Annotated in this window: 14 protein-coding genes; 7 read left to right on the forward strand and 7 right to left on the reverse strand. The window is 72.6% G+C overall.

The annotated features are described in order from the left end of the window. Nucleotides 1–91: 91 nt before the first annotated feature. Both bla and AMK18_RS17360 read left to right on the forward strand, forming a co-directional pair. The gene (gene bla / locus AMK18_RS17355; RefSeq protein ID WP_075806915.1) at nt 92–1,018 is read left to right on the forward strand and encodes a class A beta-lactamase; all 927 of its coding nucleotides are present in this window, start codon (nt 92–94) and stop codon (nt 1,016–1,018) included. A gap of 15 nt (nt 1,019–1,033) precedes the next feature. Further along, entirely contained in the window at nt 1,034–2,503 is a 1,470-nt protein-coding gene (locus AMK18_RS17360; RefSeq protein WP_107422346.1) for an MFS transporter, read from the forward strand. Here the strand turns inward: AMK18_RS17360 and AMK18_RS17365 are convergent. Next, nucleotides 2,473–3,363 (reverse strand): MmyB family transcriptional regulator, encoded by an 891-nt coding sequence (locus tag AMK18_RS17365; RefSeq protein WP_073863472.1) that lies wholly within the window; start codon nt 3,361–3,363, stop codon nt 2,473–2,475. The genes AMK18_RS17360 and AMK18_RS17365 overlap by 31 nt on opposite strands. Nucleotides 3,364–3,526: 163 nt before the next feature. On the opposite strand from AMK18_RS17365, the gene AMK18_RS17370 reads away from it, so the two are divergent. After that, a complete protein-coding gene (locus AMK18_RS17370) occupies nt 3,527–4,948 on the forward strand; it encodes an MFS transporter (protein ID WP_073863473.1) in 1,422 nt (473 codons plus the stop codon). An 83-nt stretch (nt 4,949–5,031) separates the two neighbouring features. Here AMK18_RS17370 and AMK18_RS17375 read toward each other — a convergent pair whose 3' ends face one another. Together AMK18_RS17375 and AMK18_RS17380 are read right to left on the reverse strand one after the other, a co-directional pair. Beyond that, nucleotides 5,032–5,256: a DUF6243 family protein gene (locus AMK18_RS17375; protein WP_073863474.1), complete on the reverse strand. Its 225-nt coding sequence runs from the start codon at nt 5,254–5,256 to the stop codon at nt 5,032–5,034. A gap of 245 nt (nt 5,257–5,501) precedes the next feature. Further along, nucleotides 5,502–6,884, reverse strand: a complete 1,383-nt coding sequence (locus tag AMK18_RS17380; RefSeq protein ID WP_073863475.1) for a glycine--tRNA ligase — start codon at nt 6,882–6,884, stop codon at nt 5,502–5,504. A 143-nt stretch (nt 6,885–7,027) separates the two neighbouring features. Here AMK18_RS17380 and AMK18_RS17385 point away from each other — a divergent pair, with 143 nt between their 5' ends. The 4 genes from AMK18_RS17385 (at nt 7,028) to AMK18_RS17400 (ending at nt 10,234) form a co-directional block, all read left to right on the forward strand. Further along, nucleotides 7,028–7,981, forward strand: coding sequence for a metal ABC transporter substrate-binding protein (locus AMK18_RS17385; protein ID WP_073863476.1), 954 nt, complete (start codon nt 7,028–7,030; stop codon nt 7,979–7,981). Between the two features lie 74 nt (nt 7,982–8,055). Further along, nucleotides 8,056–8,838 (forward strand): metal ABC transporter ATP-binding protein, encoded by a 783-nt coding sequence (locus tag AMK18_RS17390; RefSeq protein WP_018103275.1) that lies wholly within the window; start codon nt 8,056–8,058, stop codon nt 8,836–8,838. A gap of 2 nt (nt 8,839–8,840) precedes the next feature. Then, entirely contained in the window at nt 8,841–9,734 is an 894-nt protein-coding gene (locus AMK18_RS17395) for a metal ABC transporter permease (RefSeq protein WP_073863477.1), read from the forward strand. A gap of 65 nt (nt 9,735–9,799) precedes the next feature. After that, on the forward strand, nt 9,800–10,234 hold the full coding sequence (locus AMK18_RS17400; RefSeq protein WP_018103273.1) for a Fur family transcriptional regulator: 435 nt from the start codon (nt 9,800–9,802) through the stop codon (nt 10,232–10,234). Between the two features lie 46 nt (nt 10,235–10,280). Here the strand turns inward: AMK18_RS17400 and AMK18_RS17405 are convergent, their stop codons facing one another. The 4 genes from AMK18_RS17405 to AMK18_RS17420 are packed head-to-tail and all read right to left on the reverse strand — an operon-like array spanning nt 10,281 to nt 13,902. Then, nucleotides 10,281–11,099, reverse strand: coding sequence for an isoprenyl transferase (locus AMK18_RS17405; RefSeq protein ID WP_073863478.1), 819 nt, complete (start codon nt 11,097–11,099; stop codon nt 10,281–10,283). Nucleotides 11,100–11,120: 21 nt separating this feature from the next. Beyond that, entirely contained in the window at nt 11,121–11,867 is a 747-nt protein-coding gene (gene recO / locus AMK18_RS17410; RefSeq protein WP_018103271.1) for a DNA repair protein RecO, read from the reverse strand. Between the two features lie 59 nt (nt 11,868–11,926). Then, nucleotides 11,927–12,598: a response regulator gene (locus AMK18_RS17415; protein WP_073863479.1), complete on the reverse strand. Its 672-nt coding sequence runs from the start codon at nt 12,596–12,598 to the stop codon at nt 11,927–11,929. Next, on the reverse strand, nt 12,595–13,902 hold the full coding sequence (locus AMK18_RS17420) for a sensor histidine kinase (RefSeq protein ID WP_073863480.1): 1,308 nt from the start codon (nt 13,900–13,902) through the stop codon (nt 12,595–12,597). The genes AMK18_RS17415 and AMK18_RS17420 overlap by 4 nt, the downstream gene beginning before the upstream one ends. Nucleotides 13,903–13,934 lie beyond the last annotated feature (32 nt).

Consider the following 13,934-nt stretch of genomic DNA (forward strand, 5'->3'; position numbering starts at 1 on the left):
GCCGGTCCCGGGAAAGGCGACGGCCTCGTCGGACCCGGCCCGTAGCGTGGGGTTTCCGGCACGAGGCCGGTGAATCAAGGAGACGAAGCTCATGACGACGACCTCTTCCCGCTTAACCCCCGGCTCCCCCAGCCGTCGCGGACTGCTCGCGCTGGGCGGCGCGGGTGCCGCCGGTGCGCTGCTCCTCGGCGCGGGCCCCGCGCGGGCCGCGTCCGGCTCCACGACGGCCCGGCTGCGCGAGCTGGAGCGGACGCACGGCGCCCGCGTCGGCGCCTTCGCGTACAACGTGGCCACGGGGGTCGCGGTGCGGCACCGGGCGGACGAGCGCTTCCCGATGCTGTCCACGTTCAAGACGCTCGCCGCGGCGGCCGTCCTGCGGGATCTGGACCGGGACGGCGAGGTCCTGGAGAAGGTGATCCACTACACGGAGGCGGACTGCGTCTCGGATTCCCCGGTCACCGACACCCCGGAGCACATCGCGAGCGGGCTGAGCGTCGCCCGGCTCTGCGACGCCGCGATCGGCGACAGCGACAACACCGCGGGCAACCTGCTGCTGCGCGAGCTCGGCGGCCCGCAGGCCGTCACCCGCTTCGCCCGCTCCCTGGGCGACCGCGTGACCCGGCTGGACCGCTGGGAGCCCGTGCTGAACTCCGCCGAGCCGGGCCGGGTCACGGACACCACGACCCCGTCCGCGCTCGCCCGCGACTACGCCCGGCTGGTCCTGGGGAACGCGCTGGAGCCCCGGGACCGCGAGCGGCTGACGTACTGGCTGCTCAACTGCCGGACGAGCGGTACGCGGTTCAGGGCCGGGCTGCCGCCGGAGTGGACGGTCGCCGACAAGACGGGCGGCGGCTCGTACGCCTCGTGCAACGACGTGGGCGTCGCGTGGACGCCGGAGGGCGTGCCGGTGGTCCTGGCGGTGCTGACGACGAAGCCGGCGGGCACCTCCGACGCGGCGGGCGACCACCCGCTGGTGCGGGACGCGGCGGAGGCCCTGGCGGCGGCGGTCGTTAGTTAGTCGTACTATCGATGAATGCCTGAGCTCAGCCACCGACGGCGGATGCTGGTGCTGGCGATCTGCTGCATGAGCCTGCTGATCGTCAGCCTCGACACCACCGCCCTGAACGTCGCCCTGCCCGCCATGCGCCGGGAGCTGGACGCGAGCGTCGCGGGGATGCAGTGGACGATCGACGCGTACACGCTCGTCCTCGCATCCCTGCTGATGCTCGCCGGTTCCACCGCCGACCGGATCGGCCGGCGGAAGGTCTTCATGGCCGGGCTGGTCCTGTTCACCCTGGGTTCGGCGCTCTGCTCGCTGGCGCCGAACCTGGAGGCGCTCATCGCCTTCCGGATGGTGCAGGCCGTGGGCGGCTCGATGCTCAACCCGGTCGCGATGTCGATCATCACCAACACCTTCACCGACCCCCGCGAGCGCGCCCGGGCGATCGGGGTCTGGGGCGGGGTCGTCGGCATCTCGATGGCGGCCGGTCCGGTGGTCGGCGGCGGCCTGGTCGACTCGGTCGGCTGGCGGTCGATCTTCTGGGTCAACCTCCCGGTGGGCCTCGCCGCCCTGCTGCTGACCTGGCGTTACGTCCCCGAGTCGCGCGCCCACCGGGCCCGCCGCCCGGACCCGCTGGGCCAGCTCCTGGTGATCACGCTGCTGGGCTCGCTGACGTACGCGATCATCGAGGCCCCGCAGAAGGGGTGGGCCTCCGCCGAGATCCTGCTCTTCGCCGGACTCGCGGCGGCGGCCCTGGTGGGGCTGCTGGTGTACGAGCCCCGGCGCGCCGATCCGCTGATCGATCTGCGGTTCTTCCACAGCGTTCCGTTCAGCGGTGCCACGGTCATCGCGGTCAGCGCCTTCGCCGCGCTCGGCGGCTTCCTCTTCCTCAACACGCTCTACCTCCAGGACGTCCGGGGGCTGAGCGCGCTGGACGCCGGGCTCTACACGCTGCCCATGGCGGCCGTGGTGTGCCTGCTGTCGCCGCTGTCCGGGCGGCTCGTGGCCAGTCGCGGGCCGCGCATCCCGCTGCTGATCGCGGGCGGTGCGATGGCGGTGAGCGGGCTGATGCTGGCCGCGTTCGACGCGGAGACCGGGACGGTCTCGATGTTCGCCGCGTATGTGCTGTTCGGCCTGGGCTTCGGCTCGGTGAACGCGCCCATCACCAACACCGCCGTCTCCGGCATGCCCCGCTCCCAGGCGGGCGTGGCGGCCGCCGTCGCCTCCACCAGCCGGCAGATCGGGCAGACCCTCGGGGTCGCCGTGATCGGCGCGGTCCTGGCGGCGGGAATGGCGGACCCGGGCGGCTCGGAGGGCTTCGTGGCGGCGAGCCGGCCCGGCTGGTGGATCGTTACCGGCTGCGGGCTCGCCGTCCTGCTGATCGGCGCCCTGAGCAGCGGCCGCTGGGCCCGCTCCACCGCCCGCCGGACGGCGGAGCGGCTGGCGGAACCGGTGGCCGGGAGCCCGGCCGCTCAGCCTTCGGAAGCCCGCACCAGCTCCTGAAGGCGGGCCAGCCGCTCGTACGTCTCGTCGTCCCGGGGCGCGTAGCTGACCAGGCGCGGTCCGGCCGAGGGGCCGAGCCAGAGGTCGGTGGTCTCGACGCGCAGCATCCCGACCCAGGCGTTGCGGAAGACCTTGGACCGGCTGCCCGCCCCGACGACCTCGTGCCGGGCCCAGTTCTCGCGGAACTCCTCGGAGGCCGCCTCCAGGCGCCCCAGCAGTTCCTTCCAGGCGGGCTCCGCGAGGTGTTCCGCCATCGCGGCGCGGAACTTGGCGGTGATGTAGCGGGTCACCTCGGCGGTGTCCATGACCGAGGCCCGCCACTGCTCGTTGGTGTGGGCGAGCAGCATCACGTTGCGGTCCTCGGGCGCGACCTCCTCCAGGTCGCAGAGCAGCCGCCCGTACGTGCGGTTGTGGGCGAGGATGTCGTACCGGCTGTTCTGCACGCAGGCGGGGATCGGCTCCAGCTGCCGCAGCATCATCCGCAGCGCCGGGGTGACGTGCGGGCAGTCCGTGCCGGGCGCCGGGTCGATGGCCGCGGCGAGCGAGAAGAGGTGGCTGCGCTCGCTGCGGTCCAGCAGCAGGGCGCGGGCGAGGGCGTCGAGGACCTGGGGCGAGACCTGGATGTCCCGGGCCTGTTCGAGCCAGGTGTACCAGGTGACGCCGACGGCGGAGAGCTGGGCGACCTCCTCGCGGCGCAGCCCCGGGGTGCGCCGGCGGCGGCCCCGGACGAGGCCGACCTGCTCGGGGGTGATCCGTTCGCGGCGGCTGCGCAGGAAGTTCGCCAGCTCGTGCCGCCGGATGTCGGGCTCGCTCACGCCGGGGGCGGCCGGCTGCGTCAGGGGCGTCGCCATCGTCGTCATTCCTCCAGGGTGCGGGCCCGGCACGGGCCCCGGGCGGCTGGTGCCTGGTGGTCCTTGTACCAGGATAAGGACACTCTGGTACCAGGCTGCGGATGGGGCGATCGTCGGTGGCGTGAGTGAATCCTCTGTACGGACGTCAACGGCAGCCGCCACCACCTCCCCGGTGGTGCGGCACGACCATCCCGCCCCGGTACTCGGCACGCTGGGACTGTTCACCGTGCTGCTGGGCGCGGCCCTCCCCCTGATCGACTTCTTCATCGTCAACGTGGCCCTGCCCACCATCGACCACGACCTGGCGGCGGGCCCGGCCCTGCTGGAACTGGTCGTCGCGGGCTACGGCCTCGCCTACGCCGTGCTGCTGGTCCTCGGCGGGCGGCTCGGTGACATGGCCGGGCGGCGCCGGCTCTTCCTGGCCGGGATCGCGGCCTTCGGGATCACCTCGCTGGCCTGCGGGCTCGCCCCGACCGCCTGGACCCTGGTCGGGGCGCGGGTGGCGCAGGGCGCGGCGGCCGCGCTGATGCTGCCGCAGGTCCTCGCGACCATCCAGGCGGCCACCTCCGGCCACCGCAGGGCCCGGGCGATGAGCCTGTACGGGGCGACGGCCGGGCTCTCCATGGTCGCGGGCCAGATCCTGGGCGGGGCGCTGGTCGCCGCCGCGCCGCTCTCCTCGGTGTTCGGCGAGAGCGCGGGCTGGCGGTCGGTGTTCCTGGTCAACGTGCCCGTCGCGGCGCTCGGTCTGGTGCTGGCGGCGCGCGCGGTCCCGGAGACGCGGGCGGACCGGCCCGCGCCCGTCGACGTACCGGGCACGCTGCTGCTGGCGGTTTCGCTGGTGACGCTGCTGGCCCCGCTCACCGAGGGCCGGGCGGCGGGCTGGCCGCTGTGGACCTGGGTGTCCCTCGCGCTGTTCCCGTTCGCGGCGGCGGCGTTCTACCGGGTGGAGCGGCGGGCGGACCGGCGCGGGCTGATCCCGCTGGTGCCGCCGAGCCTGCTGCGCCTGGAGTCGCTGCGGCGCGGGCTCGCCCTGGTGGTGCCGTTCTCGGTGGGCTTCGGCGGCTTCATGTTCGTCATCGCGGTCGCGCTCCAGCAGGGCCTGGAGCTCGGCCCGGCGCGGTCCGGCCTGTCGATCGCCCCGATGGCGGTGGCCTTCTTCGCGGCCTCGCTGGCCGGTCCCCGGCTGGTGCGGCGGTACGGCAGCCGGGTCGTGACGGCGGGCGGGCTGATCCAGGCGGTGGGCGTGGCGGTGCTCGCGTTCACCGTGTGGCGGGGCTGGCCGGACCTGGGCATGGCGGGGCTGCTGCCCGGGATGGCGATCGCCGGTTTCGGCCAGGGCCTCCAGCTGCCGGTCATCTTCCGCATCATCCTGTCGGACGTACCGCCGGAGCGGGCCGGGGTGGGCGGCGGGGTGATGACGACGACCCAGCAGGCGACGCTGACCCTGGGCGTGGCGACGCTCGGCTCGCTGTTCCTGGCGCTGGTGCCGGGGTGGGGGATGCGGGACGCCCTGATCGTGACGCTGCTCGTCCAGCTGGCGGCGGTCGCCCTGACGACCGCGCTGAGCCTGCGGCTGCCGCGCACGGTGGGGTGAGGGGCGCGGGGCGGACACGGCACGGCCCCGGCGGGCGGACCTGGTGGTCCGCCCGCCGGGGCCTCGGTCTGTGCGTAGGACGGTCAGCTCTGCGCCGGGGCCTCCGGGGCCCCGGTCTCGGCGTCCGCGGCGTCCGGCTGCTCGGTGCCTGCGGCCCGCTCCCGCATCTTGCGGAGCAGTTCCTGCTTCTGGTCGGCGGCCGTCCGGCGGTCCGCCTCCGCGGCGGGGCCGGTCCCCTGCGCCCCGGCGCGGGACAGCTTCTTGCGCTGTCCGCCGACGCCGAGGAGGTTGTTGCGGCTCTTGGCCATGGGGTTCTCCCAATGTGTGGTCTCGGTGAGGTCTCTGGCGACCTCGGATCGATCCGGGGGGCGGCGGGTGGTCGGGCCCGCCGCGCTCTCACTCGTAGATCTGGAAGAACGAATACATGGGCACGACGGTACCCATGGCGGGCGCCCGGCTCACCCGGTTTTCCGCCTCCCGTCCCCCGGACGCACGAGGCCCCCGGTTCCGCGGCGGGCGCGAAAGCGGGGGCCTCGTTCAGCGGGTGCGGGCGTCAGCAGCCGAGCAGGCGGGAGGCGAGGTAGCCCTGGATCTGGTCCAGGGAGACGCGCTCCTGCTTCATCGTGTCGCGCTCGCGGACGGTGACCGCGTTGTCGTCCAGGGTGTCGAAGTCGACGGTGACGCAGAACGGCGTACCGATCTCGTCCTGGCGGCGGTAGCGGCGGCCGATGGCACCGGCGTCGTCGAACTCGATGTTCCAGTTCTGCCGGAGGTCGGCGGCGAGGCCCTTGGCCTTCGGCGAGAGCTGCGGGTTGCGGGAGAGCGGGAGGACCGCGACCTTGACCGGCGCCAGGCGCGGGTCGAGGCGCATCACGGCGCGCTTCTCCATGACGCCCTTGGCGTTCGGCGCCTCGTCCTCGCTGTACGCGTCGAGGAGGAAGGCCAGCATCGCGCGGCCGACACCGGCCGCGGGCTCGATGACGAACGGGGTGTAGCGCTCGCTCTTCTCCTGGTCGAAGAAGGAGAGGTCCGTGCCCGACGCCTTGGAGTGGGCGTTGAGGTCGTAGTCGGTGCGGTTGGCGACGCCCTCCAGCTCGCCCCACTCGCTGCCGCCGAAGCGGAAGCGGTACTCGATGTCAGCGGTGCGCTTGGAGTAGTGGGAGAGCTTCTCCTGCGGGTGCTCGAACCACCGCATGTTCTCCTCGCGCAGGCCGAGACCGGTGTACCAGTTCCAGCGCTGCTCCATCCAGTACTCCTGCCACTGCTCGTCCTCGCCCGGCTTGACGAAGAACTCCATCTCCATCTGCTCGAACTCGCGCGTGCGGAAGATGAAGTTGCCCGGAGTGATCTCGTTGCGGAAGGACTTGCCCATCTGCGCGATGCCGAACGGGGGCTTCTTGCGCGCGGTGGTCAGCACCTGGGAGAAGTTGGTGAAGATGCCCTGGGCGGTCTCGGGGCGCAGATAGGCGACCGAGCCGGAGTCCTGGGTCGGGCCGAGGTGCGTGGAGAGCAGGCCGGAGAACTGCTTGGGCTCGGTGAAGGTGCCCTTGTTGCCGCAGTTGGGGCAGTTGAGGTCGGCGAGGCCGTTGGCGGGCACCTTGCCGTGCTTCTCCTCGTACGCCTCCTCCAGGTGGTCCGCGCGGTAGCGCTTGTGGCAGGAGGTGCACTCGGTCAGCGGGTCCGAGAACGTGGCGACGTGGCCGGACGCCACCCACACCTCGGGGGCCAGGATGACCGACGAGTCGATGCCGACGACGTCCTCGCGGGAGGTGACCATGTAGCGCCACCACTGGCGCTTCAGGTTCTCCTTGAGCTCGACGCCCAGCGGCCCGTAGTCCCAGGCGGCCTTCTGACCACCGTAGATCTCGCTGCAGGGGTAGACGAAGCCACGGCGCTTGCTCAGGCTGACGATGGTGTCGATCTTGTCGGCGGCCACGGTGCTCTCTTCATTACGACGGAACGGGCGGGCGAAGAGCCCAGATTACCGGCGGCGCCTGCCCTTCGATCAAATCGGTACCGGTCCCGTTCGCGAACCCCGCTTGTTGACAATCGTTTCCACTTTTGTTGAAAATGAGTGTCATGAACATACGCCGCCTCATACCGGCCGCCGCCGTCACCGGCGCGGTCGCGCTCGGCCTCACCGCCGTCACCGCCTGTTCCTCGTCCGACAACTCCGACCACAAGAGCGACGGGCGGCTGGACGTGGTGGCGTCCTTCTATCCGATGCAGTTCCTGGCCGAGCGCATAGGCGGCGACCACGTCTCGGTCACCAGCCTCACCAAGCCCGGCGTGGAGCCCCACGACCTGGAGCTCAGCCCCCGGCAGACCGGCAGGCTCAGCGACGCGGACTTCATCCTCTACCTCAAGGGCCTCCAGCCCGCCGTCGACGAGGCGATCAAGCAGTCCGGCGCCTCCCACACCCTCGACGCCGCGACGCTGACCACGCTGGAGGACCACGGCACCGAGACCGGCGGCGAGGAGCACGGCCACGAGCACGAGGGCGACGAGGCCGGTGCCGACCCGCACATCTGGCTGGACCCGGTGAAGTACACCGAGGTCGCCGAGGGCGTCGGGAAGTCCCTGGAGAAGACCGACCCGGACCACGCGGCGGACTACCGCAAGAACACCGACGCGCTGGTCAAGGAGCTGGGCGCGCTCGACACCGCGTACCGGACCGGGCTGAAGAACACCGCGACGAAGACGTTCATCACCACGCACTCCGCCTTCGGCTACCTCGCCGAACGCTACGGCCTGACCCAGGAGGGCATCGCCGGCATCGACCCCGAGGCCGAGCCCAGCCCCGCCCGCATCAGCGCCCTGCACGACATCGCCGAGAAGAAGAAGGTCACCACCGTCTTCTTCGAGACGCTCGCCAGCGACAAGACCGCGAAGACGGTCGCCCGCGACACCGGCCTGAAGACCGACGTCCTGGACCCGCTGGAGGGAATCACCGACAGCTCCAAGGGCGATGACTACATCGAGGTCATGAAGTCCAACCTCGCCGCCCTGCGCTCCGCGCTCGGCGCGAAGTGAGCGACGACCCCACCGCATCCGACGACCTCACCGCACCCGTCGGCCCGAACCGCGCAGCAGCACCGGAGGCGCTCATGCCCGAGCCCCAGCACCCCACCCGCGAACCCGTGATCGCCGTACGCGACGCGACCGCCACGCTGGGCGCGCGCCCCGTGCTGCGCGGCGTCGACCTGACCGTGGGCCGCGGCGAGGTCGTCGCCCTGCTCGGCGCCAACGGCTCCGGCAAGTCCACCGCCGTCCGCTCGGTCATCGGCCAGGTCCCCCTGACCGGGGGCACCGTCGAGCTCTTCGGCACCCCGCTGCGCCGCTTCCGCGACTGGGCCCGAGTCGGCTACGTACCGCAGCGGACCACCGCGGCCGGCGGCGTGCCCGCCACGATCCGCGAGGTCGTCTCCGCCGGGCGGCTCTCCCGCACCCGGCTCGGCCTCCTCCGCAAGGCCGACCGCGCCGCCGTCGACCGGGCCATCGAGCTCGTCGGCCTCACCGACCGTGCGAAGGACTCGGTGAACGCCCTCTCCGGCGGCCAGCACCAGCGCGTGCTGATCGCCCGCGCGCTCGCCGCCGAACCGGAGCTCCTGATCATGGACGAGCCGATGGCGGGCGTGGACCTGGCCAGCCAGGAGATCCTGGCCGCCACCCTGCGCGAGCAGGTCGCCGCCGGCACCACCGTGCTCCTCGTCCTGCACGAGCTGGGCCCGCTGGAGCCCCTGATCGACCGGGCGGTCGTCCTGCGCGACGGCTGCGTCCTGCACGACGGACCGCCCCCGAAGGCCGTCGGGCAGCACGCCCTGCCCGGCCACGACCACGTACACCCCCACGCGGCTTCCGAGCCCGTCCGGACGGGACTGCTGAGCTGATCATGGAATTCCTCGACCCTCCCTTCATGCAGCGGGCCCTGCTCGCCGCCGTGCTGGTCGGCGTCATCGCGCCCGCCGTCGGCATCTACCTCGTGCAGCGCCGGCAGGCCCTGATGGGCGACGGCATCGGCCACATCGCGATGACCGGCGTCGGCCTCGGCTTCCTGCTCTCCACCAGCCCGGTCTGGATGGCCACCGCCGTCGCCGTCGTGGGCGCGGTCGTCATGGAGCTGATCCGCTGGTACGGCCGCACCCGCGGCGACATCGCGCTGGCCATGCTCTTCTACGGGGGCATGGCGGGCGGTGTCCTGCTGATCAACCTCTCCGACACCGGCTCGAACGCCAACCTGACCTCGTACCTCTTCGGCTCGCTGTCCACGGTCTCCTCCGAGGACATCACCGCGATCTCGCTGCTCGCCGCGTTCGTGCTGCTGGTGACGGTGGGGCTGCGGCGGCAGCTGTTCGCGGTCAGCCAGGACGAGGAGTTCGCCCGGGTGACCGGCCTGCCGGTGCGGATGCTGAACCTGCTCGTCGCGGTCACCGCCGCCGTGACCGTCACGGTCGCGATGCGGGTCGTGGGGCTGCTGCTGGTCAGCGCCCTGATGGTGGTCCCGGTCGCCGCCGCGCAGCAGATCACCCGGTCCTTCAAGGTGACGTTCGTGCTCGCCGTCGTCATCGGCGTCGGCGTCACCCTGTCCGGCACCATCACCTCGTACTACCAGGACGTCCCGCCCGGCGCGACGATCGTGCTGCTGGCCATCGGCGTCTTCGTCGTCCTGACGCTGCTCGCCGCCCCGCTCGCCCGCGGCCGGGCCCGGCGCGGCGAGACCGAGGCGGAGCGGTGCACCCTGGAAGTACCGGGGGCCCGCCCGGCGCCGGACGACGTCCGAGTCTGACTCCCCGGATGGGGCGGGCTGGCACAATGGCCCGACAGATGTACGGGCGACACGAGGAGGCTCCTGTGGCGACGGCGCCGATCAGTGGTACGAACGCGGCTCCGGTACGCGGCCGCTCGACCCGGCAGCGGGCAGCCGTCGCGGCCGCGCTCGACGAGGTGGACGAGTTCCGCAGCGCCCAGGAGCTGCACGACGTCCTCAAACACCGGGGGGACTCGGTCGGCCTGACGACGGTCTACCGCACCCTCCAGTCCCTCGCGGACGCCGGTGAGGTGGACGTCCTGCGCACCACGGAGGGGGAGTCCGTCTACCGGCGCTGCTCGACCGGCGAGCACCACCACCACCTGGTCTGCCGCATGTGCGGCAAGGCGGTCGAGGTCGAGGGTCCCGTGGTCGAGCAGTGGGCCGAGACCATCGCCAGCCAGCACGGCTTCGTCAACGTGGCACACACGGTCGAGGTCTTCGGCACCTGCGCGGACTGCGCGAGCGGCGAGAACTAGGAAATAGGAAAGGGGCCGGCGGGGACATGCCCGCCGGCCCTTCCGCTCAGTTTCCCGAGGCCGCGACCTCTTTGGCGCCGCCGAACCGGCGGTCGCGCTGGGCGAATTCCAGACAGGCGCGCCACAGGTCGCGACGGTCGAAGTCCGGCCACAGCACGTCCTGGAAGACCATCTCGGCGTACGCGCTCTGCCAGATCAGGTAGTTCGAGGTGCGCTGCTCGCCGCTGGGGCGCACGAACAGGTCCACGTCCGGCATGTCCGGGTAGTAGATGTACTTCGCGAACGTCTTCTCGTTGACCTTCGACGGGTCGAGCCGCCCGGCGGCGACGTCCTGCGCGATCCGCTGCGCGGCGTCCGCGATCTCCGCCCTGCCGCCGTAGTTGACGCAGAAGTACAGCGTCATCTTGTCGTTGTCCTTGGTCTGCTCCTGGGCGACCTGGAGCTCCTGGACGACCGACTTCCACAGCTTGGGCATGCGGCCCACCCAGCGGATCCGGATGCCGAGCTCGTCCATCTCGTCACGGCGGCGGCGGATGACGTCCCGGTTGAAGTTCATCAGGAACTTCACCTCCTCCGGGGACCGCTTCCAGTTCTCCGTCGAGAAGGCGTACAGCGAGAGGTTCTTGACGCCCATCTCGATGCAGCCCTTGAGCACGTCCATGACGACGGCCTCACCGACCTTGTGCCCCTCGGTGCGCGGCAGGCCGCGCTCCTTCGCCCAGCGGCCGTTGCCGTCCATCACGATGGCGACGTGCTTGGGCACCAGCTCACCGGGGATCTTCGGGGGCACGGCACCGGACGGGTGCGGCTCCGGGGTCTTGTAGTCGCGCCGGTTACGGCCGCCGAGCATCCCGCGTACTGCCATGAGCTTCTCAGTCTCCCTGTGTCACTTCTCTACGTACCGCAGTGAACGCAGCCCGCGCTCCAGATGCCAGTGCAGATACGCGGACACCAGCCCGCTCCCCTCCCTGACATGACGCGCCTCGCACGCGTCCGCCGTCTCCCAGTCGCCGGTGAGCAGGGCGCTCAGCAGGGCGACGGCCTCAGCCGAGGGTACGACGCTGCCGGGCACCCGGCAGTCGCCGCATACGATGCCGCCCGCCGCCACGGAGAAGAAACGGTTCGGTCCGGGCAGTCCGCACCGGGCGCAGTCGTCGAAGCTGGGGGCGTAGCCGTTGACCGCGAGGGAGCGCAGCAGGAAGGCGTCCAGGATCAGATGCGGCTCGTGCTCGCCCCGGGCCAGCGTGCGCAGCCCGCCCACCAGCAGCAGGTACTGCTGGACCGCCGGTTCGCCCTCGTGGTCCGTGAAGCGCTCGGCGGTCTCCAGCATCGCGGTCCCGGCGGTGTAGCGCCCGTAGTCCGTGACGATCCCGCCGCCGTACGGGGCGATCGTCTCGCTCTGGGTGCACAGCGGAAGACCCCGCCCGACCAGCTCGCTGCCCCGCGCGAAGAACTGCACGTCCACATGGGAGAACGGCTCAAGCCGGGCCCCGAACTTCGACTTGGTGCGCCGCACCCCGCGCGCGACGGCGCGCACCCGGCCGTGGCCCCGGGTCAGTATCGTGATGATCCGGTCGGCCTCGCCCAGTTTCTGCGTGCGCAGCACCACGCCGTCGTCCCGGAACAAGCTCATGCGTCCCATTGTCCGGTACGCCACCGACACCCGGGGCCCGCCCCCGCGAGGCGGCCCGGTCAGCCTCCCCCGGCGGGCACCACGAGCCCCGACTCGTAGGCGGCGATGACCAGCTGGGCCCGGTCGCGGGCGCCCAGCTTGCCCATGATCCGGCTGACGTGGGTCTTGGCGGTGAGCGGGCTGAGGCCCAGGCTCTCGGCGATCCCGGTGTTGTTGAGGCCGCGCGCGACCAGGGACAGGACCTGGCACTCCCGCTCGGAGAGCACGCCGAGGCCTGCGGGGCCGGGTCCGGTGGGCGCGCTCGGGGCGCTGAGCACCCGGGCGATGAGCCGGGCGGTCGGGCCGGGCGAGAGCAGGGAGTCCCCGGCCGCGACGGTCCTGATCGCGGCCAGCAGGTCGGCGGGCCGGGTGTCCTTGACCAGGAAGCCGGAGGCGCCCGCGCGCAGCGCCTCGACGATGTGGTCGTCGGTGTCGTAGGTGGTGAGGACCAGCACCTTCACCCCGGCCAGGTCCTCGTCGGCGGCGATCCGTCGGGTGGCCTCGATGCCGTCGAGCTCCGGCATCCGGATGTCCATGACGACGAGGTCGGCGCGGGCCGAGCGGGCGAGCGCGACCGCTTCCAGGCCGGTGGCGGCCTCGCCGACCACCTCCATCTCCGGGTCGGAGCCGACGAGCATGGCGAAGGCCGCCCGGACGAGCGTCTGGTCGTCCGCGAGCAGTACCCGGATCATGAGGTGGTCCCCGCTTCCCGTGCCGATACGTGTTCACGCGCGTCCGTGGGTGGCTCGTCCGGGTGGTTTCCCGGGGGCGCCGACGGGAGAGGCAGCAGGGCCGACACCTCGAAGCCGCCTCCGGGGCGCGGGCCCGCCGTCAGGGTGCCGCCCGTGGACCGGGCGCGTTCCCGCATGCCGACGATCCCGAACCCGGACCCGGCGCCGTCCTCCACCGGACCGGTGCCGTCGTCGGTGACCGTGACCCGCAGCGCCCCGCCCGCCGGGGCGACGACGACGCGCACCCGGACCCCGGCGCCCGCGTGGCGCACCGCGTTCGTCAGGGACTCCTGGACGATCCGGTAGGCGGCCGCCCCGATGGCCGGGGCGAGGCGTCCGGCCGGGACGCCGGTGTCGAGCTCGACCCGCGCCCCGGCCGCCTCGGCGGCCCGTACGAGGCCGGGCAGGGCGGCCAGGTCGGGCAGCGGGCCCTCGGCGTCCGCTCCCCCGCCGTCCTGGCCGGTGCCGCGCAGCACCTGGAGAGTGGTCCGGAGCTCCGCCCTGGCCTCCCGGCAGGTGTCGGCGATGTCGTCCAGCGCGGCCGCGACGGCCCGCCGGTCGAGCCGTTCCGGGTCGACGGTCAGGATGTGCGAGGCGACCGAGGTCCGCACCCCGATGACGGTGATGCTGTGCGCGAGGAGGTCGTGCAGGTCGCGGGCGATCCGCAGCCGCTCCTCCGCGACCCGGCGGGCGGCCTCCTCCTCCCGGGTCCGCTCGGCGCGTTCGGCGCGCTCCAGCACCGAGGCGACGTACTGGCGGTAGATGCGCACGTCGACCCCGCAGAACAGCACCGCGACGATCCACCCGGAGATCCGCAGCAGTTCGAGCCCGTCGTGGGCGTTGAGGGCGAGCACCACCGTCACCATCACGGAGGTGACGCCGATGCCGACGGCCAGGGTGCGCAGCGGGCGGCCGGTGACGGCCACCGTGTAGAGCGCGATCCAGGTCTGCGGCATCGGCGCCGTGTGGAGGTTGTCGGCGCCGTGGTAGGCCGCCAGCAGCGGCACCATGGCGAGCAGGACCGGCACCGGGGCGCGCCGCCGCCAGACGAGCGGTACGGCGCTGCCCAGGAGCAGGGCCCAGCCCGTCGCGCCCATCCTCCCGGCGCCTCCGGCGGCCAGCGCGAGGGCCGTGGAGAGCACCGCGGCGGCCACGGCGGTCAGGGCGTCGTTGCGCGTCCGGTGCGGCGCCCGCATCGGGTCGCGGTTGACGACGGCCAGGATGCGGTCACGGCGGCTCGTGGCCGGGGAGTTGGCTGGGGGCACGTGGCCATCCTCCGGTACGGGGCGGGGCGCTG

It is taken from the genome of Streptomyces sp. CB01249 (genome assembly GCF_001905735.1).
Classification (GTDB): Bacteria; Actinomycetota; Actinomycetes; order Streptomycetales; family Streptomycetaceae; genus Streptomyces.

Excerpts from the sequence above, each read along its gene's own strand:
- AMK18_RS17390 (WP_018103275.1), top strand. The coding sequence starts at position 8,056 with ATGCCCGAGCCCCAGCACCCCACCCGCGAACCCGTGATCGCCGTACGC.
- AMK18_RS17395 (WP_073863477.1), top strand. The coding sequence starts at position 8,841 with ATGGAATTCCTCGACCCTCCCTTCATGCAGCGGGCCCTGCTCGCCGCC.
- AMK18_RS17405 (WP_073863478.1), bottom strand. The coding sequence starts at position 11,099 with ATGGCAGTACGCGGGATGCTCGGCGGCCGTAACCGGCGCGACTACAAG.
- recO (WP_018103271.1), bottom strand. The coding sequence starts at position 11,867 with ATGAGCTTGTTCCGGGACGACGGCGTGGTGCTGCGCACGCAGAAACTG.
- bla (WP_075806915.1), top strand. The coding sequence starts at position 92 with ATGACGACGACCTCTTCCCGCTTAACCCCCGGCTCCCCCAGCCGTCGC.
- AMK18_RS17375 (WP_073863474.1), bottom strand. The coding sequence starts at position 5,256 with ATGGCCAAGAGCCGCAACAACCTCCTCGGCGTCGGCGGACAGCGCAAG.
- AMK18_RS17385 (WP_073863476.1), top strand. The coding sequence starts at position 7,028 with ATGAACATACGCCGCCTCATACCGGCCGCCGCCGTCACCGGCGCGGTC.
- AMK18_RS17415 (WP_073863479.1), bottom strand. The coding sequence starts at position 12,598 with ATGATCCGGGTACTGCTCGCGGACGACCAGACGCTCGTCCGGGCGGCC.
- AMK18_RS17360 (WP_107422346.1), top strand. The coding sequence starts at position 1,034 with ATGCCTGAGCTCAGCCACCGACGGCGGATGCTGGTGCTGGCGATCTGC.
- AMK18_RS17365 (WP_073863472.1), bottom strand. The coding sequence starts at position 3,363 with ATGACGACGATGGCGACGCCCCTGACGCAGCCGGCCGCCCCCGGCGTG.